The organism is Halorubrum xinjiangense (assembly GCF_049604745.1).
In the GTDB taxonomy this organism is placed as follows: domain Archaea; phylum Halobacteriota; class Halobacteria; order Halobacteriales; family Haloferacaceae; genus Halorubrum; species Halorubrum xinjiangense_A.
Map to the genome: position 1 here is coordinate 2,795,062 of NZ_CP187140.1, position 18,773 is coordinate 2,813,834.

General features: G+C 70.5%; 16 protein-coding genes. 4 read left to right on the top strand and 12 right to left on the bottom strand.

All coding sequences use genetic code 11. The annotated features are described in order from the left end of the window. The first annotated feature begins 10 nt into the window (after positions 1–10). Together smc and ACOZ35_RS15230 are read left to right on the top strand one after the other, a co-directional pair. Positions 11–3,595 (top strand): chromosome segregation protein SMC, encoded by a 3,585-nt coding sequence (smc, locus tag ACOZ35_RS15225; protein WP_424014351.1) that lies wholly within the window; start codon positions 11–13, stop codon positions 3,593–3,595. Beyond that, positions 3,588–4,577, top strand: a complete 990-nt coding sequence (locus tag ACOZ35_RS15230; protein ID WP_424014352.1) for a segregation/condensation protein A — start codon at positions 3,588–3,590, stop codon at positions 4,575–4,577. The genes smc and ACOZ35_RS15230 overlap by 8 nt, the downstream gene beginning before the upstream one ends. A 492-nt stretch (positions 4,578–5,069) precedes the next feature. On the opposite strand, the gene mtnP is transcribed toward ACOZ35_RS15230, so the two are convergent. From mtnP to ACOZ35_RS15245, 3 genes are all read right to left on the bottom strand, one after another. Further along, the gene (gene mtnP / locus ACOZ35_RS15235; RefSeq protein WP_424014353.1) at positions 5,070–5,954 is read right to left on the bottom strand and encodes an S-methyl-5'-thioadenosine phosphorylase; all 885 of its coding nucleotides are present in this window, start codon (positions 5,952–5,954) and stop codon (positions 5,070–5,072) included. Positions 5,955–6,045: 91 nt separating this feature from the next. Next, positions 6,046–7,044: a YeiH family protein gene (locus tag ACOZ35_RS15240; protein WP_424014354.1), complete on the bottom strand. Its 999-nt coding sequence runs from the start codon at positions 7,042–7,044 to the stop codon at positions 6,046–6,048. Further along, on the bottom strand, positions 7,041–7,232 hold the full coding sequence (locus tag ACOZ35_RS15245; protein ID WP_424014355.1) for a hypothetical protein: 192 nt from the start codon (positions 7,230–7,232) through the stop codon (positions 7,041–7,043). The genes ACOZ35_RS15240 and ACOZ35_RS15245 overlap by 4 nt, the downstream gene beginning before the upstream one ends. Before the next feature lie 126 nt (positions 7,233–7,358). Here ACOZ35_RS15245 and ACOZ35_RS15250 point away from each other — a divergent pair, with 126 nt between their 5' ends. Continuing rightward, positions 7,359–8,783 carry an HD domain-containing protein gene (locus ACOZ35_RS15250; RefSeq protein ID WP_424014356.1) on the top strand — a complete coding sequence of 475 codons (1,425 nt, stop codon included), beginning with the start codon at positions 7,359–7,361 and terminating at the stop codon, positions 8,781–8,783. 42 nt (positions 8,784–8,825) lie between these two features. Here ACOZ35_RS15250 and ACOZ35_RS15255 read toward each other — a convergent pair whose 3' ends face one another. From ACOZ35_RS15255 to ACOZ35_RS15295, 9 genes are all read right to left on the bottom strand, one after another. Beyond that, positions 8,826–10,253 (bottom strand): FAD-dependent oxidoreductase, encoded by a 1,428-nt coding sequence (locus tag ACOZ35_RS15255; protein WP_424014357.1) that lies wholly within the window; start codon positions 10,251–10,253, stop codon positions 8,826–8,828. Between the two features lie 180 nt (positions 10,254–10,433). After that, positions 10,434–11,096, bottom strand: coding sequence for an HD domain-containing protein (locus tag ACOZ35_RS15260; RefSeq protein ID WP_424014358.1), 663 nt, complete (start codon positions 11,094–11,096; stop codon positions 10,434–10,436). A gap of 12 nt (positions 11,097–11,108) precedes the next feature. After that, positions 11,109–11,804 carry a phosphoribosyltransferase gene (locus tag ACOZ35_RS15265; RefSeq protein ID WP_424014359.1) on the bottom strand — a complete coding sequence of 232 codons (696 nt, stop codon included), beginning with the start codon at positions 11,802–11,804 and terminating at the stop codon, positions 11,109–11,111. A gap of 128 nt (positions 11,805–11,932) precedes the next feature. Next, entirely contained in the window at positions 11,933–12,607 is a 675-nt protein-coding gene (locus ACOZ35_RS15270) for a DUF7519 family protein (RefSeq protein ID WP_424014360.1), read from the bottom strand. Beyond that, entirely contained in the window at positions 12,547–13,989 is a 1,443-nt protein-coding gene (locus tag ACOZ35_RS15275; protein WP_424014361.1) for a DUF58 domain-containing protein, read from the bottom strand. The genes ACOZ35_RS15270 and ACOZ35_RS15275 overlap by 61 nt, the downstream gene beginning before the upstream one ends. Further along, positions 13,986–14,537 carry a DUF7269 family protein gene (locus ACOZ35_RS15280; RefSeq protein ID WP_424014362.1) on the bottom strand — a complete coding sequence of 184 codons (552 nt, stop codon included), beginning with the start codon at positions 14,535–14,537 and terminating at the stop codon, positions 13,986–13,988. Before ACOZ35_RS15280 ends, ACOZ35_RS15275 begins: the two co-directional genes overlap by 4 nt. Before the next feature lie 28 nt (positions 14,538–14,565). After that, a complete protein-coding gene (locus tag ACOZ35_RS15285; RefSeq protein WP_424014363.1) occupies positions 14,566–15,513 on the bottom strand; it encodes a DUF4129 domain-containing protein in 948 nt (315 codons plus the stop codon). Between the two features lie 72 nt (positions 15,514–15,585). After that, entirely contained in the window at positions 15,586–16,635 is a 1,050-nt protein-coding gene (locus tag ACOZ35_RS15290; protein WP_424014364.1) for an MBL fold metallo-hydrolase, read from the bottom strand. Positions 16,636–16,722: 87 nt separating this feature from the next. Then, positions 16,723–17,775, bottom strand: coding sequence for an ATP-binding protein (locus ACOZ35_RS15295; RefSeq protein WP_424014365.1), 1,053 nt, complete (start codon positions 17,773–17,775; stop codon positions 16,723–16,725). A gap of 237 nt (positions 17,776–18,012) precedes the next feature. Between ACOZ35_RS15295 and ACOZ35_RS15300 the strand changes: the two genes are divergently transcribed. Further along, the gene (locus ACOZ35_RS15300) at positions 18,013–18,390 is read left to right on the top strand and encodes a hypothetical protein (protein ID WP_424014366.1); all 378 of its coding nucleotides are present in this window, start codon (positions 18,013–18,015) and stop codon (positions 18,388–18,390) included. Positions 18,391–18,773: the final 383 nt, after the last annotated feature.

Consider the following 18,773-nt stretch of genomic DNA (forward strand, 5'->3'; position numbering starts at 1 on the left):
GTCAGACCCCATGCACATCACTGAAGTCGTTCTGGACGGGTTCAAGAGCTTCGGGCGAACGACGAGGATTCCGTTCTACGAGGACTTCACCGTCGTCACCGGCCCGAACGGCTCCGGGAAGTCGAACATCATCGACGGCGTCCTGTTCGCGCTCGGGCTGGCCCGCACCCGCGGGATCCGCGCCCAGAAGCTCACCGACCTCATCTACAACCCCGGCCACGACGACGGCGAGGCCGCCGACGGGCCGAGCGAGGCCTCCGTCACGGTCGTGCTCTCCAACGAGGACGGCACCCTCGACCGGTCACAGGTCGTCTCTGCGGCCGGCACGGAGAACGTCGGCGATGTCTCCGAGATCACGATCAAGCGCCGCGTGAAAGAGACTGAGGACAACTACTACTCGTACTACTACCTCAACGGGCGCTCGGTGAACCTCTCGGACGTCCAGGACCTGCTCGCGGCCGCGGGCGTCACCCCGGAGGGGTACAACGTGGTGATGCAGGGCGACGTGACCGAGATCATCAACATGACCCCCTACCAGCGGCGGGGGATCATCGACGAGATCGCGGGCGTCGCGGAGTTCGACGAGAAGAAGGAGGCCGCCTACGAGGAGCTGGACACGGTCGAAGACCGGATCGGCGAGGCGGACCTCCGCATCAGCGAGAAGCAGGACCGGCTCGACCAGCTCGCCGACGAGCGCGAGACCGCCCTCCAGTACCAGGAGCTCCGCGACGAGTTAGAGGAGTACCGCGGGTTCCGGAAGGCCTCCGAGTTAGAGGAGAAGCGCGACGCGCTCGCGGACGTCGAGGGCGACGTCGACGAGGCCGAGGCGGACCTCGAGGATCTCCGCGAGGAGCTCGACGCCAGACAGGGGAAGCTCACCCGCCTCGAGGAGGATCTCGCGGACCTCAACCACGAGATCGAGACGAAAGGCGAGGAGGAACAGATCGAGATCCGCTCGGAGATCGAAGAGATCAAAGGCGAGGTCTCGCGGCTGGAGGACAAGATCGAATCGGCCGAGTCGCGCGCGGAGTCGGCCGAGAACGACCGGCGGCAGGCGTTCGTTCAGATCGATAGGAAAGAAGAGAAGGTCGAGGAGTTGGAGGCGGAGATCCGCGAGACGAAAGTCGAGAAGGCGTCGGTGAAGTCGGAGCTGGCGACGAAGCGCTCGGAGCTGGCCGACGTCGAGGCCGAGATCGAGGGCGCGGACACGGAGTTCGACGAGCTGAAAAGCGATCTCGCGGAGAAGAAGGAGGCGATCGAGTCGCTCCGCGAGGAGAAAAACGAGACGCAACGCGAGAAGGACCGGCTGCTCGACGAGGCCCGCCGCCGCTCGAACGCCGTGAGCGAGGCCCGCGAGGAGTTAGAGGAGGCCCGCGAGTCGCTGCCGGAACACAAGGCGCGCATCTCCGAGCTGAAAAGCGAGCTCGACAAGGCCGAGAAGAACCAGTCGACCATCGAGGACGCGGTCGCCGACCTGTTCGCCGAGAAGGCGGAAAAGGAGGAGCGCTTAGAGGAGATCGAGGGGACGCTCCGCGAGAAGCAGAACGAGTACGCCAAGCTGGAGGCGGCGGCCGACGAGCGCGGCGACGCCTCCTGGCCCCGCGCGGTCACCGAGGTGAAGAACGGCGGCATCGACGGCGTCCACGGCGCCGTCGGCGAGCTGGGGTCGGTCGAGGCGGAGTACGCCGAGGCCTGCGAGACCGCCGCGGGCGGCCGGCTGGCGAACGTCGTCGTCGACGACGACGGCGTCGGCTCGACGTGTATCGACTACCTCAAGCAGCGGAACGCGGGCCGGGCGACGTTCCTCCCCATCACGAAGATGGACGACCGGAGCCTGCCGCGGAAGCCCTCGCTGCCCGGCGTCGTCGACTTCGCGCGGAACCTCGTCGACTACGACGCCGAGTACGAGTCGATCTTCTCGTACGTGCTCGGCTCGACGCTCGTCGTCGAGGACATGTCGACCGCCCGCGAGCTGATGGGCGACTACCGGATGGTGACGCTCGACGGCGACCTCGTCGAGAAGTCGGGCGCGATGACCGGCGGCTCCGGCGGCGGCTCCCGCTACTCGTTCACGAAGTCAGGCGGCGGCAAGCTCGAGCGGCTCGCGACGGAGATCTCCGACCTCGAGGACGAGCGGCAGTCGGTCCAGTCGGAGATCGACGCGCTCGACGACGACATCGAGGACGCGCGCGACCGGAAGGCCGACGCGGCCGAGCGCGTGCGCTCGCTGGAGGCGGACGTCGAGCGCGCCGAGGACGACCTCGCGGAGGCGGAAGATCGGATCGAGGAGCTGGAAGACGAGCTTGAGGAGCTGGAGGCCGAACGCGAGTCGGTCGACGAGCAGATGACGGCACTCGACGAGGAGCTCGCGGCAACCGATGCGGAGATCGACGAACTCGCCGCGGAGATCGACGACATCGAGGCCGAGCTCGCCGACTCGAAGATCCCGGAGCTCTCCGAGCGCGCCGACGAGATCCGCGCGGAGATCGACGAGCTGGAGGAGCGGATGGACTCGTTCGACAGCCGGATCAACGAGCTGGAGCTAGAGAAGGGGTACGCCGAGGACGCGCTCGACGACCTCCACGACGACGTCGAGGAGGCGCAGAACGCGAAGGCGGAGGCCGAGGAGGCTATCGCCGACCACGAGGCCGCGATCGAGGAGAAGGAGGCGGAGTTGGCGGCAAAGAAGGAGGCGATCGCCGACCTCGAGGAGGAGCTCACGGAGCTGAAGGCGGAACGCGAGGACCTCCGCGAGGAGATCCGCGAGGCGACCCGGAAGCGCGACGAGCAGCGGTCGCTCGTCTCGGAGGCCGAGTCCGACCTCTCGGACCTCACCGACCGCCGGGACCGGCTGGAGTGGGAGATCGACGAGCTGGAGTCGCAGGTCGGCGCCTACGACGCCGACGAGATCCCCGACCTCGACGAGGTGGAGTCGCGGATCGAGGAGCTCGAATCGGAGATGGAGGCGCTCGAACCGGTGAACATGCTCGCCATCGACGAGTACGAGGAGGTCCAGGCGGCGCTCGACGAGCTCCAGGAGCGCCGCGACGTGCTCGTCGAGGAACGGGACGCCATCGAGGAGCGCATCGAGGGGTACGAGGCGGCGAAGAAGGAGACGTTCATGGAGACGTTCGATTCGATCAACGACCACTTCGAGGACATCTTCGCGCGGCTCTCGGCCGGCAGCGGAGAGCTCGTCTTGGAGAACCCGGAGGACCCCTTCGAGGAGGGGTTAACGATGAAGGCGCAGCCCGCGGACAAGCCGGTCCAGCGGCTCGACGCGATGAGCGGCGGCGAGAAGTCGCTCACCGCCCTCTCCTTCATTTTCGCGGTCCAGCGGCACAACCCGGCGCCGTTCTACGCGCTCGACGAGATCGACGCGTTCCTCGACGCGGTCAACGCCGAGCGCGTCGGCGAGATGATCGAGGAACTCGCTCAGGACGCCCAGTTCGTCGTCGTCGGCCACCGCTCGGCGCTTTTGGAGCGGTCGGACCGCGCCATCGGCGTCACGATGCAGGGCGACAACCTCTCGGCGGTGACCGGGATGCAGTTCGGCGACGACGCCGACGAGGAGGGGGTGAGCGCGGATGACTGACGAGGGTGACGGCGCCACCGACGGTGGCGTCCCCGGCCTCGACCTGACGAGCGAGCGCGACGGCGCAAACCCGTTCGCCGACGACGCGTCGGGGGGCGACGGAGCCGACTCGCGCGAGGAGTCCGATCCGGACGCGACGGACGAGTCCGACCCGGTGCCCGACGTCTCACCCCCTGACGAGACCGACGACGACGAGGTCGAGCCCGTCGAGCTCCTCGTCCAGCTCGCCGAGGAGGGCGAGATCGAGCCGTGGGACATCGACATCGTCCAGGTGACGGACGCGTTCTTAGAGAAGCTCGACGAGACGGACCTCCGGACGACCGGGCGGGCGCTGTTCTACGCCAGCGTCCTCCTCCGGATGAAAAGCGACGGGATGCTGGCTGACGACGACGAAGACGAGGAGCCCGAGCCGGAGCCGTGGGAGGTCGCCATGGAGGGCGGCGCGCCCGATCCGGCCGACGGCGACTTCGACCCCGTCGACAAGTTAGAGGAGGAGATCCACCGTCGGCTCGATCGCAAGAACACCCGCGGGTCGCCGGAGACGCTCGACGAGCTGGTCCGCGAGCTCCGCGAGGCCGAGCGCGGCTCGTGGTGGAAGGACTCCCGCGAGTACGACACCTCGGAGTCGCCGCACGGCCACGCCCGCGGCACGCAGACGCTCGACTACCACGCCGGCGACGAGTTCCGACAGGACGGGGAGCCGACCGCGGGCGAGGCGACCGACCGCACGCACGACGAGGGCATCGAGGAGGTCATCGTGGAGATCGACAACGCCCTCCGGACCCACTTCGACCGCGGGCGCACGGAGGTGCTGTTCGCGGAGATCGAGACCGCGGGCGGCCGCCCGTTCATGACGTACCTCGCGCTGCTGTTCATGGCTCATCGGGGATCAGTCCGGCTCCAGCAGGACGACCTGTTCGGCGACCTCTGGGTGAAGGACCCGACCGCGATGACCGGCGAGTCCGAGGCAATCGCGGACTAGTACGTTTTCGAGACCGTGGCCGGCTCCGGAATCTCTGTCCTTTTTATAAACGGTTAGCGCCAAACCGACGGTGGACCCCGTCAAAGCCTCAGGCGATCAGTTATCGACAAAGGAGGCGGTGGCGCGTGCCTCCGAGTGGCCGCCGAAGGCGGCCGCGAGGAGCACGCGCGAGGGAGTCGGTGGTCCGGAGCGAAGCGGAGGACCACCGACGAGGCTGGGGAGGTGTGAGGCTGCGGTCCCGCGAGCGACCGGAGGGAGCGAGCGGGAGCACGGAAGTCGCAGCCCGCGCAGCGAACGGAGTGAGCGAGCAGGAACGTCTTCCGGTGGTTGCTGTGCGGGGCGGGACTCAAAGGGGCAGTCGCGAGGCCGACGTAGGCGACGCAAGTACCGCAGGGAGGGAGCGATAGCGACCGACCGAGGAACGCAGCGAGCGTACGTCGGCCTCGCGACTGGGGCTTTGGAGGGATTCTCCGCCGATCCGGTCTCAACGACTTATAAGTAGTCGCCTAGCAGGGGCTCGACGCGCTCCTGCGTTTCTTCCGGAATCGCCTCGGTCGGCGTGTTGACGGTGCCTTCGAGGGCGGTGTGCGCGTCGCACTCCAGGTCCTCCGGGAGCGTCCGCACGGCCGCCTCGACGGCAGCCTTGATCGCCTTCTGGTTCTGCTCGGCGTTTTCGAGCACCTCTTCGAGCGTCACCTCGCTGTCCTCTTTCCAGACGTCGTAGTCGGTGACGCCGGCGATCGTCGCGTACGCGATCTCAGCCTCGCGGGCCAGTTTCGCCTCGGGGATCGCGGTCATGCCGACGAGGTCCCAGCCCTGGCTCTTGTAGAACTCCGACTCCGCGCGCGTCGAGTACTGCGGCCCCTCGATACAGACGTAGGTGCCGCCCTTCACGACCTTCGTGTCGGCGGCAGCGTCCCCGTCGGCGCCCACGGCCGACTCCGCGGCCTCGGTGAGGTGGTCGACGAGCTCCGGGCTGTACGGGTCCGCGAACGGCTGGTGGACGACGACCCCGTCGCCGTAGAAGGAAAGGTCGCGGCCCTTCGTTCGGTCGTAGATCTGGTCGGGGACGACGAGCGTTCCGGGCTCTAACTCCTCCTTCAGGCTCCCGACCGCGTTCGACGCGAAGATGTGGGTGACGCCGGCCTTTTTTAAGGCGTACATGTTGGCGCGGTACGGCAGATCGGTCGGCGAGACGCCGTGGTCCGAGCCGTGGCGCGGGAGGAACGCCACCTCGCGGCCCGTGTCGCCGAACTCGCCGATCGTCACCGCATCGCTCGGCTCGCCGTACGGCGTGTCGAACTCGACCTCCCGCACGTCGTTGAGGGGGAGCGCCTCGTAGATGCCGCTGCCGCCGATGAATCCGATGGTTCCCATACTCGGAGTGCGCCCGCTCGCTACTTATATGACGTGAACCCGATCGCGGCGCGTGGTCGACGGCCTCGGCGCCGGCCTCAGGGCACGCGCCTCACAGCAGCCAGCGCACCGCCGCGAGCGCGACCGCGCTGACGACGAGCAGGTGGACCAACACCGCGCCGACCGGCGCGGCGCCCACCGCGCGCATGTCGTCGACTCGGATCGAGAGCCCGAGGCCGACGAACGCCAGCGCGAACAGCGCGTCCGAGACACGGCCGATCGACACCAGCGCGGCCGGCGAGAGCAGCCCGCTGTTGGCAATCGCGGCGACTATCAGGAAGCCGAGCAGGAACTTCGGGAACTCTGCCCACAGCCGCCTAACGCCGGGGTCGGCGGCCGAGCGCGCCGTGTACGCCAGCGAGTACGCGACCGCGACGCCGCCGAGCAGCGAGTTGCGCGCCAGCTTCGTCACGGTCGCCCACTGGCCCGCCTCGGGCGAGTAGGCGAACCCCGCGGCCGCGACGGGGCCGGTCGAGAACATGCTCACGCCCGCCCAGACGCCGAACTGCCGGCTTGTCAGGCCGAGCCACTCGCCCGCGAGCGGGAACGCGACGAGCGTTACGGCGTCGAACAGCAGGATCGTCGCGGCCGCGAACGTGATCGAGGCTCCACGCGCGTCCAGCACCCTGCCGATCGCGACGACCGCGGAGACGCCGCAGATGCTCGCCCCGGCCGCGAGCAGCGAGGAGGTGGGCGACCCGATTCGGAACAGCCCGCGCGCGACGACCTCCGCGAACAGGAGCCCGCCGGCGACGAACGCCACCACGAGGCCGAGGACGGTCGGGCCGGCGGTCAGGAACTCCTCGACCGCGACCGCCGCGCCGAGCAGGACGATCCCGGTCTCTAGGAACAGCTTGTCGACGTCGACGCCCGGCTCCGCGACCTCTGGGATCCCGACGGTGTTCCCGACCCCGACGCCGATCGCGACGGCGACGACGAGCGGCTGGAGGCCGGGGACCGCGTCTGCGACGAGCGTCGCCGCGACGGCGCCGCCCGCGAGCAGCGCGAGGCCGGGGAGGTACGCCCGGACCACCTCGGCGACCCCCGTCACAGCGCCTGGCCGACGAGGTGCGCGGCGACGATCCCGAGCCCCAGCGCGAGCGCCTGCCAGCCGCGGTCGAGCGCGGTCCAGCGGTCGACGAGCGAGGGGTCGGTCGCGTCGGCGGCGTCCGGCCGCGCGTCCGTCGCGTCGGCCGCGTCGGGCCGAGCGTCCGCGCCGTCGGCGGCGTCCGATACCATACGCGTGACTCGCCGCGCTCGCATTTATACGGTGTGACTCGGGGCGTTCTCGGGGGCGGAGAGCGCACGGCGACCGGGCGACGACCGAAAGAGGCAGGGCGCGGGCGGGTGTAGTGCCCACAATCGATGCCCACCACACAGATCAAAGACTCAGTTCACGGCTACATTGAGCTGCCGGACGCGCTCGTCGAGGGGGTCGTCGACACGCGGCCGTTCCAGCGGCTGCGGTACGTCCGCCAGCTCTCGGCGACCCACCTCGTGTACCCGGGCGCGAACCACACCCGGTTCGAGCACTCGCTCGGCGTCTACCACCTCGGGCGGACCGTCTTCGAGAACCTCCGTCAGCAGTCGTACTTCACCCGGGACGCTGCGGTCGACGAGCTCGAAGAGATCCAGCGCACGCTGTCGTGCGCCTGCCTGCTCCACGACGTTGGCCACCCGCCCTTCTCGCACCTCTCCGAGGGGTTCCTCGACGAGGGCGTCCTCCGGGAGCGCGTCGCGGAGACCGGGCTAGTCGACGCCTTCGACGCGGCCGGCGTCGGTGGCGCCCCGCTCCGCTCGGCGAACCCGCACGAGCTGCTCGGCTGCGTGATCATCGTCGAGGAGTACGGCGACGCCCTTCGCGACTTCGACGTGGACCCCTTCGAGGTGTGCGCGTACGTGCTCGGCTACAGCCTCGCGTACGAGCGAGGCGAGCCATGGCAGTACGGGGTCGGCGCCCAGCTGCTCCACTCTCCCATCGACGTGGACCGGCTGGACTACATCACCCGTGACAACGAGATGACCGGCGCGGGCGTGTTGAGCTTCGACGTCGAGCGCATGGTCGACGCGTACACCGCCCACCCCGAGGCTGGCCTCGCGCTCTCGGAGAAGGCGCTCTCGACCATCGGCAACTACCTCGAGGGGCGGATCGCGCTGTACATGTGGGTCACCCAGCACCACAAGTCGGTGTACGCAAACCGGCTTCTTCAGGCCCTGCTCGGAGAGTACGAGCGGGAGACCGGGGAGAGCCCCGTCACGGTCGACGGCATCCTTGACCGCGAGCTCGACGACAACGCGGTGCTCGAACGGCTCCGGACCGCCGCCCGCGAGAACCCCGACTCGACGCTCGCGTCGATGTACGACCGCTTCCGCGGGCGGCGCTTCCCCGCCACCTGCTGGAAACATCGGATCGCGCTCGCCGACCGGGTCGGCGGCGACCTCGCCGCCGACCTCGACGTGGACGGCGACCCCCTCGACGAGTTCACCGCGTGGCTCACCGCCGGCGACGACCGTTTAGAGCGGCTCCTCGCCGACGCCCTCGACGTGCCGGTCCACGAGGTGTGGATCGACCGCTCGTACGTCCCCGCCTACGACCCCGACGAACTGGAGGACATCCCCATCGCGTACGGCGGCACGACGCGGTCGGTCGCCGACTGGGGACTGTACGGCGACCGCGCGTTCGACGTGCCGATTCCTTTCGTCTTCGTCCCCGACGGGACGAAGCGACGGGCGATCCGCGTGCTCAAGGAAGCGTTCGAGCGGGAGATCACGGGAAAAACGAGCGCGTGAGCGGATGAGCAGCCGTCGACAGCCGGATCGCTCTCGACCGGATCAGTCGTCGGCCTCGGCCGCGACTTCATCGCCGTCAGCGTCGTCGTTTTCGGTCGCCTCCTCGGCCGCTTTTTCGTCCGCCTCCGTCTCGTCGTCGAGCCGCGGGAAGTTCTCGATGGTCGCGTCGCGGAAGGCGTCCTCGTCGAACTCGTAGTCGTCCTCGAAGAAGTCGAGGACGGTGTCGACGTCCCGCATCGCGTTCTTCAGCGCGGTCGACGCGCCCGGCGAGGGCGTGATGTTGAATAAGATTCCGTCCTCGACGATCTTCGCTTCGCCCATGTCGAGCTCCTTGTTCTCGGTGTCGACGATCTGGGGGCGCACGCCGCCGTACCCCTTCGCGCGGTCGATGTCGTCGACGTCGACGCTCGGCACGACCTTCTGGACGTTCGGGAGGAACGCGCGCTTCCCGACCGCGGGGAGGTCGTACACGAGGTTGCGCACGACGTACGGGAAGAGGATCTTGTCCGAGAGGATGTTGACGTAGCTCAGCACGGAGTCGGGGTTGAACCCGAACACGTCGACGAAGTCGCTCACCGTCGAGAGGTGGCCGCGTTCGAGCGCGGGCACGAGCTTCGCGGTCGGCCCGAACCGGGTGACGCTCCCGTCGTGGACGTCGGCGTCGCCGTGGACCGCCGCGAACGGGAGCTTCTTCATCTGGAGCGTGTACACCTTCCCGTTCAGCAGATCGTCCGCGAGGAAGAAGCTCCCCGCGACCGGTAGCAGGGACATCCCCTCGCCGTACCCCATCTCCTTGGCGAACTGGAGGCTGTGCGAGCCGGCCGCGACGACGACCGCCTCGGCGTCGAACTCGCCGTCGTCGGTGTCGACGCGGAACCCGTCGCCCCGGTCGTCGACGCCCGTCACTTCCGTCCCGAGGTGGACGGAGACGCCGTCCTCCTCGCGGGCGGCGTCGACGAACGACTCCGCGACCGCGCCGTAGTCGACGACGTAGCCGTCGGGCGTCTGGAGCGCCTTCAGCTCGGTGCCGGGGTCGCGCCCCTCGACGACCTTCGGCTCCAGCTCCGCGATCTCATCGCGGCCGATCTCGCGGAGCTTCGGGAACAGGTCGCCGAACCCATTCTCGCGGTAGCGCTCCTCCAGCTTGGCGACCTCCTCGTCGCCGACGCCGAGGACCATCTTGCTCCGCTTGCTGTGCATCTCGCGGTCGGGGTCCGACCCCTCGAGGTAGCCGGCGAGCAGCTCGGCGCCCTCCTTGACCTCCTCGGCCTTTTCGAGGGTGTAGTTCGTCTCGATGTCCCCGAAGTGGAGCGTCTGGGAGTTGTTCGTCCGGTGTGAGTTGATCGCGGCGATCTCCCGTTCCTTCTCGATCAGCGTGACGTCGTCGACGTCGGTGAACTTCGCGACCGTGTACAGCAGCGACGCCCCGCTTATCCCCCCGCCGATGATTACGAGATCGGTGTCAGACATGCGTGGTGAAAGCTCACCTCGTGAGATGACCTCCCCCGTTAACCCTTTTACCATCCTCGCGCGAAATCGCCGGGTAGAGAGCCTACAAACGTCGATTGGTAATACGACGATCGTCGAACATCCGGCGGGGCCGCGTCTCGAATCGGTCTCGCCTCCCCGTCCCGCGCGTGCCGGTTCCTCCTACTCGTCTCTCTCGGCCCGGTACCGCTCGCGGACCGCCGCGAACAGGGCTCGGCCCGCGTCGGTCCGGAGTCGCGGCTCGGCCGTCGCGAAGAACTCGTCGAGGTCGTCGTACTCGCGGAACGCGTCGGGCTCACCCCGCTCCGGATCGTACCGGTCGTCCCGCTCGTAGATCACGGCCTGGAGGCAGGTGTCGAGCAGGTCACACTCCTTGACGAGGATCGCCTCCGGCGACTCGCGGGCCTCGTACGCCTCCCACGCGTCCCGCACGCGCTCGGGGAGCGGGCCGGCGAGGTCCGCCATCGCCTCGCGCTCGGCGGCCACCTTCGCCTCGCGGTCGACCGCGTCGGCGGTCGAGTCGTCGCCGCGGTCCGCCACGTCGGCGGCCCGCGTCGCCACGTCGCCGGTCTCCGCCTCGGCCACGTCGTGGACGACGGCGAGCCGCAGCGCGCGGTCGAGGTCGACGTCGGGCAGATCCTCGCGGAACCGGTCGCCGAGCGTCAAAACGAGGTACGCGACCCCCCACGAGTGGGCGGCGACGGACTCGGGGTCGTCGACCCCGCGGAGCTGCCAGCCGGTGCGCCGCTCGTCTTTGAGGTCGTAGGCGGCGAGGAGGGCGTCGAGCGCCGCGTCGCGGTCGTCGTCGAGCGATTCTCCCTCCATCGCTCCGGCCCGCTACTCGGCGAGCGCCCAGGTCTCGTCGCCGACCGGCTCCGCGACGTCCCGGCGGACCATCTCGTCGATGACCTCGTCGAGCCGGTCGGGCTGGGCGACCTCCATCTCGATCCGGCCGATGCCGTGGAACTCCTCCAAGTAGTGGCGCAGGTCCTCCCGCGAGAACGCCGTGTCGTCGGCGCGCTCCATCGCGCCCTCCGTGAGGTCGACCATGTCCTCGAGGAAGTTCCACGGGTAGACGACCCACGTCCACTGTTCGAGCCGCTCGCCCACGAAGTCGGGCTGGAACTCGGAGGTGCCGAGCAGCTGGAGCGTCGCGGTGCGGATCTCGGCGGCGTCCCGGTCGTCGACGTACTCCTCGGCGCGGCGGATCGAGCCGCCGGTGTCGGCGATGTCGTCGATGATGAGGACGTTCTTCCCCTCAACGCTCCCCTCCGGCATCGGGTAGCGGATCTGGGGCTCCCCGCTCTTCTCGGCGGTCCCCACGTAGTGTTCCATCTTGAGGCTCGTGAGGTCGTTGAGCCCGAGGAAGTCGCAGACGCAGCGCCCCGCGAACCAGCCGCCGCGGGCTAAGGCGACGACCACGTCCGGCTCGAAGTCGGCCCGCTTCACCGCGTCGGAGACGTTGCGGCAGAGCCCGTAGATGTACTCCCAGTTGGTGAGCGTGCAGTCGAAGTCGTCCGGGAGGTCGCTCATACGACCGTACCTGCCACCCGCGCGCTGATAAGGGTTTAGCTCCGCCGTCGCGGGGCGTTCGCGCCCTCCCGATCGAGGCCGCTCGTCTCGGCGTCTTTGCCGCCCCCATCGTCTCGCTGTCCTCGCCGTCACCGCAGCGCCGAGATCAGCGCGATGCCGCCCGCCAGGAGCAGCGCGAGCGCGGCCACCGGCTGGCCGCCGCCGACCGCGAGGGAGACGCCGTAGACGAGGGCCGCCGCGAGCGCGCCGACGAGCAGGCTCGCCCCCGCGTGGACCGCGACGTTGCGCCGGACGCGCGCGCCCCGGCCAACCTGCTCGCCGAGGCCGACGCCGTGGTCTGCGACGTCCCACGCGACCGCGAGCCCGACGGCGGCGACGAGCAGCGCCTCGGCGGGCGCGCCGCGGTACCCCGCGAGTGCGAGGCCGACCACGCCGACGGCCGCGCCCCACGTCAGGGCCCGCGTCGAACTTCGGAGCGACCCGGCGAGGAATCCGAGCGCGGCGACGCCGAGCAGCGCGCCGCCAGTCGGACTCGCGACCAGCGCGGCGGTCGCCGCGACGCCTGCGGCCGCGAGGCTCGCGACTATCGTGACCGTCGGCGGTCGTGCGTCCGTCTCGTGGAAATCGACGAGCGCGTCCTCGCCGGCAGGGTCGTCACCGCTCGGTGAGCCCGCGGAGCCGTCGCCGCTCGGTGCGCCCGCGGAGCCGTCGCCGCTCGATGCGCCCGACGGCCCCTCCCCGCTCATCGCGACCACCGCCTCGTTGCGGCCGCGACGGCGACCGGGAAGGAGTCGTCGCCCCACTCCAGCGCACGGATCCCCGCCGACCGCAGCGTCCGGAGCCGCTGCCGTCGCTCGAAGGTCGTCAGCCGCTGCCCGGCCGTCTCGGTCGCCGTCGGATCCGGCGAGAGCACCGTCACGAGGTGGCCGTGTGCGTCGATACGCCGAGCGAGCGTCGCCGCGGTGTCGTCGATCAGGGGGGTGAAAAACAGCACCTGCGCGTCGGCCGGGAGCCGCCGCCGGAACCGCCGCAGCCACAGCGACCGATAGAACCGCTCGTCGCTCGGCGTCGGCGCCAACGCCGGGTCGGTGGCCAGCGTCTCGCGCCCGCGGGCGGCGTGGACCGTCCCGCTGCCGGGCGGGAGCCAGCAGTCGAGCGGGGACAGCGCCGCGATCCCGACCCGGTCGCCGCCGTCGAGGAGCGCGGAGAACGCCTGACCGGCGGCCGCGACGCTCGCCTCCACCGCGGTCTCGGCGTCGGGGTCGGCCGCGGCGTACGCGGACTCGCGGGCGTCGACGAGCAGCACGACGGTCGCCGCGCGCTCCTCGCGCAGTTCGACGGTCGACAGCTCGCCCGTCCGCGCCCGTCGGTTCCAGTCGATCCGCTTCAGCGGGTCGCCCCGGCGGTACTCCCGCGTCGCGTGGAACTCGACGCCCGCGCCGCCCACGTCGGTCGGCACCCGTCCGTGGTGAACGGTCGTCAGCCCGCGCAGGGGGAGGTCCCCGCCGGCGGCCAGCTCGGGGGTACAGGCGATCGCGGTCGGCGCGTCGAGGGTCGTCGTGCGCTCTCGCGCGCCGGCGGCGTCGCGCGTGATCGCCGTCAGCGCCTCCCACTCGTGGTCTCCCCGGGCGGCGCGCACGGTGTACTCGAACGTCACCGCCGTCCCGGGGCGCAGCGCGGTCGCGACCCGCGCGGGGCCGTCGACGACCGCCAGCCCCGGCGGGACGCCGTCGACGAGCCGGAGGTCCGGGAGCGATGTCTCTCCGACGTTCTTGGCACGGACGGTGACGCGCACCTCGTCGCCGGGCGCCGGCGCCTCGTCGCTCACGGAACGGGTCACCGACAGCGTCGGCGTCGGCGCGTCGCCCGCCCGGGCGTACACGGCGTAGCCGACGCCGACCGCGCCGGCGAGCACCAGCGACGACTGCCGGACGAGCACGCCGAGGCCGACCAGCGACAGCGCCGCGCCGGCGATTCCCAGCCAGCGGTCGGTCGCGACCTCGCGCCGGTGTTCCCGAGCGGTCGAGCGCCCGGAAGCCGCTTCGGCCGCCTCGGTGTCTCCACCAGTCGCCTCGGTGTCTTCACCGGCCGCCTCGGTGTCTTCACCGGCCGCCTCGGTGTCTTCACCAGTTGCCTCGGTATCTCCAACGGCTGCCTCGCCCTCGGCGGATCGCGGGGCGCTCACGCCGCACCTCCCTCGATCCGTTCGATCTCGTCGATCGCGGCCCGGAGTCCGTACCAGTAGCGCGACCGTCCCCGAACCGTGGCCGACAGGCGGACCCGGATCGGGTACGCCGTCCGCGTGTCGAAGAACGCGGATGCGGCCGGATCCTCCGTCCACGTCCCGTCGTCGACGGCGGTCGCCGCGGCCTCCTGCGAGCAGTTGCGGTCGCGGGCGACGGCATCGACCGCGACCTCGCGGACCCGGTCGCGGAGGTCCCTGCGGTCCCGGTAGCCGCCCGGCGCCGGGCTGGCCACCCGCGCGATTCGCTCGTTGAGGTCCGACCCGGGCACCGCGGCCGGCGCGCGCCGCTCCGGCTCGCCGGGGTCCGTCAGTAGCCGCCGCCGGTCGCGGCGCGCGTTCGCGTACCGGACCCCCTGGACCACGCCGAGGACGCCGATCAGCGTGACGACGGCCGAGGTCGGGGAGATTGCGGCCGCGATTCCACGGTCGAGCGCCGCGAGGAGCCCGACGGCGACCGCCAGCACCCCCGCGACCGCGAGCGGGCGCACTACGCGTCACCTCCGAAGAACTCTCGGCTCACGAATCCCCTCCGTGCCGCTCCTCGATCCGGCGCAGCGCCTCGACGGCGCGGCGCTCGCGGTCGTCGGTCGCGTCCTCGCCGCCGTAGCGCACGCGCTCGAAGGCCTCGGTGAGCGCGGTCACCGGCTCCTCGTCCACGCCCGCGTCGACCGCGGCGGTCGCGAACTCGGCGGGCGTCGAGGAGGCCGGGCGGTCGATGTCGAGCACGTCGGTCATGTCCCGCCACGCCCGGTACACCTCGTTGTCCGCGTCCGACGACTCGATCCGGTCGGCGGCCTCGCCGGCGGTCCGGCCGATCGCGTCGAGGGCCGGCGGCTCCTCGTCCGCCTCGTCGGGCTGCCCGCCCGCGTCCCCGTCCGCCTCGTCGTCGCCGCCGGCGAGGAGGAGCGCGGCGACGCTCGCGATCACCGCGGCGGCGACGACGAGCGCGAACAGGAGCTGCGGCGCCGACGCCGCGCCCTCGGCGCTGCCGAACCCGCCACCGCCGGCGGCGCCCTCCGGTAACAGCCCCGTTCCGTTGCCCCCGAGACCGAGCGAGATGGAGACGCTTTCCGCGACCGAACGGCACGTCGACAGCACCCAGAAGAGGATCCCGATCGGGACGCCGATCACGCCGGCGACGGCGACGCTCGCGAACGGCGACGCGGTGTCGCGATAGGTGATCCCGGCGAGCAGCATCAGTCCGGCGAGCAGCGCGAGCACGGCTGGCGGCTCCCTGAGCGACGGGAAACAGAACCCCGACGCGGAGAGTTCGCCCGCCTCACCCGACGAGGAGAGGACGCCGGGGTCCCCGGGCTCTTCGCCGACGCTCGGGGCGTCGCCGCCGGTCCCGCCGAACCCGCCGCTGCCCGTGTCGACCGCGGTGTCCAGCGTCGCCGCTGCGACGCCGAGCGCGAGGAGGGCGAGGAGGGCGACGGCGACCGCGACGAGGGCGTCCCGCTTCACGTCCCCGAATACGCCGGACGGCGGGAATAGCTTTCGGCGGCGATTCCAGCGATGACCCGCTGGTTCGTGTCCCTATGCGTCCTCGCTCCCGTCGACGAAGTCGTCGAGCGGCGTCGTCGGGAACAGCGCGCCGACGTCGGGGTCGGGGTCGATCAGGCGGTACGCGGTCCCGTCGGGCTCGACGACCCCGGCGTCCGCGAGGTGGTCGAGGTGCGAGAACGCCTCGCCGGGGCCGTGGAGGATGTGGATATCCTCCAGCGAGCCGAACAGCGCGGCCGACACCTCCCACGCTGTCGCGGGCCCCGACTCGTCGAGGACATCGATCACTCGGCGGGTCCGGTGGCGGTGGTGGTCGAGGATCGTCGCCGCGCGGCGGCTCGGCTCGTCGATCCGCCAGCGGTGGCCGGGGTGGGCGGCGTCGAAGTCGCGGGCGACGATCCGCGCGAGGCTCTCGGCGTAGGCGGCGAGCGCGCCCTCGACGCGCACGTCCGCGCCGCCGACGTTGGGTGTGTACTTCGGGAGCAGCGCGTCGCCGGTGAAGACCTCCTCCGTCGCGTCCGCGCCGGCGACGGGCTCGTGATCGGGGACCGCCCGCGGGTCGAACGCGAGTCCGGAGAGCCCCGCAGTATGGCCCGGCAGGTGGAGCGCTTCGAGTTCGACGCCGCCGGCCTCGATCGCGTCGCCGTCGGCGAACGTCGTCACGTCCGCGGGCTCTCCGGAGAGGTCCGCGCTGACCGCGTCGAAGAAGTCGGTGAGGCGCTCGCGGTCGGCCGCTGGCATCCCCCACCGCTCGAACGTCTCGCGCTGGAGGTCGCGGTCGGCGAACAGCGGCGTCTCCGTCCCGTCGACGAGGCCGGCGTCGGCCTCGTGGACGTACACCTCGGCGCCGCCCGCGGCCTGAATCTCGCCGGCGAGCCCCGCGTGGTCCGGGTGCCAGTGGGTGAGGACGACGGCGTCGACGTCGGCGAACGCGTGGCCGTACTCGGCGAGGCCGTCGACCAACTCCTCGCGCACGTCCGGGAGCGCGACGCCGGTGTCGACGAGCGCGGTCGTCTCGCCGTCGAGCAGGTACGCGTCGTTCTCTCCCTCGAAGACGGTGTTTCCGAGCTGGATCCGTTTCACACGATACGGTCGTCGGGGACCCTTTTGAGGGTTGCCACCGCGGAACGCGGAGCGAGGGGAGTTTGGCGACCGCGACTCGGGAGGTGCTTACTCGAGCACGTCGACCCCGGTGAACTCGAACCGGGCGCCGCCGTCCGCGGCGTCGGTGACGCGCACGTCCCAGCCGTGGGCTTCCGCGACCGTCGCGACGATTTCGAGGCCGAACCCGGTCCCGCCGTCGCTCGTGGAGTACCCCGTCTCGAACACCCTCTCGCGGTCGTCGGGTGGGATGCCCGGGCCGTCGTCGGCGACGTAGAAGCCGCCGTCGAGGTCGCCGACGGTCACCGTGACATCTTCGTCCGCGTGTTCCACACTGTTTCGCAGGAGGTTCTCGAAGAGCTGTCTGAGCCGGCTCCGGTCCGCGCTGATCGCGCGGTCGGTCTCGACCCGGAGCGAGGCCGACCCGGTCTCGACGCCCGCCCAACACGTCTCGGCGAACTCCCTGAGGGGGACCCGCTCCGTCTCCTCGGTGCCCTCGCCGTCGCGGGCGAGCGTCAGGAGGTCGTCGATGAGCGTCGCCATTCGCTCGTGGGCGTCGGCGACGGCGTCGAGGTGTTCGGAGTCGTGCTCCTCGCGGGCGAGGTCGAGCCGCCCCTGCGCGACGTTGAGGGGGTTCCGGAGGTCGTGCGAGACGATGCTCGCGAACTCCTCGAGGCGCTCGTTGTTCTCCCGGAGCTCCTCCTCGCGTCGCTTCCGCTCGCGGACGTCTCGGATGACGCCGACGCGGTCGAGCTCCGACGCCCGGTCTCCGTCCGCTCCGTCTTCGATCTCTCCGTCTACGAGCCGATTGAACCGCATCTCCACCGGGAACCGGTCGCCGTCCGCGGTGAGGAACTCGTACTCGACGGCGCCGGCCGCTCGCTCTCCCGCCTCGATCTCGCGGCGCACCTCCCTCGCCTTCTCCGCGGCCTCCTCGGTCACCCAGTCGTAGATGTCCGTGCCGATCAGCTCCTCGCGGCTCACGCCCTTCATCTCGGCGTACCGATCGTTGACGTACGCGATGGTCCCGTCGGGACGCACGGCGTAGACCGCGTCGTCGAGCGAGTCGAGAATGGTCTCGTACCGCCGTAGCTCCCTGTCCCGAGGTGACCTATCCGTCATGGCTACTCTGGTGCGTTCGTTTCAGCTATTCAGTAATAAATGGGCCGTCGCGCTCGTCGGTCGTCACGATCGACGGCCGTGACGATCGCCGGTCGTGACGTCGTCCGCTCGTTTCTCGGTCGACGATTTTCGGTCGACGGTTCTCGGTCGACGGCTTTCGGGGTTCGTCTCGTCGGAACGGGTTCGGTTCCCGCGCGGATCCGGTGTGTTTTCGTCGTCCTACGCCCTCGATCCCGTATGGAGTACCAACCGGGCGTGTGTAACATCGGACCGACTCAACAGCGACGGCGGCTCCTCCTCGGCGTCGCCTCGCTGCTGCTCGCCGCGGGCTTCGTCGCGGCCGTCGTCGCGCTCGCGTGGCCGCGGTGGTCGCTCGTGCTCACGGTATTCCCGCTGTACGGTGCCGCGATGGGCGCGTTACAGTACCGCGAGCGCTTCTGTATCGGCTTCGCCGGCATCGGCGTCTTCGACGTGGGAGACGGGACGAACGAGGTTCAGAACGAGGAGGCGCTCGCGGCTGATCGGAAGAAGGCCGTCCGGCTCAACGCGAAGGCGATGGCGATCGGCGCGGCCGGGACGGTCGCCGTCTTCGGTGCGGTGACCGTTCTTTTATAAGAGATCGCGTGAGAGCGGCCCGTCGCTTATAAACAACCTTGTTGAGCAAGCAGCGAACAGACCTCAAGCCCGGCCGCTTGTTTATAAACAGTCGACTGCGGATCGCCGACGAACACCTCCAAAGCCCCAGCAGGGAGGCGGGCGCACGCTCGCTGCGGTCCTCAGTCGGTCGCTCGCTTCGCTCGCTCCCGCCCTGCGGTCCTTACGTCGCCTGCGCCCGCCTCCCGGCTGCCCCTTTGAGTCCCGCCCCGCACCGGCCCGCACAGCACCTCACGCCTCCCCAGCCTCGTCGGCCTCCCTCCGCTTCGCTCCGGTCGGCCGGCTCCCTCGCGCGTGCGGTTCGCGCCGCGGTGCGGCGCTCACCGGCACGCGCCACCGCACAA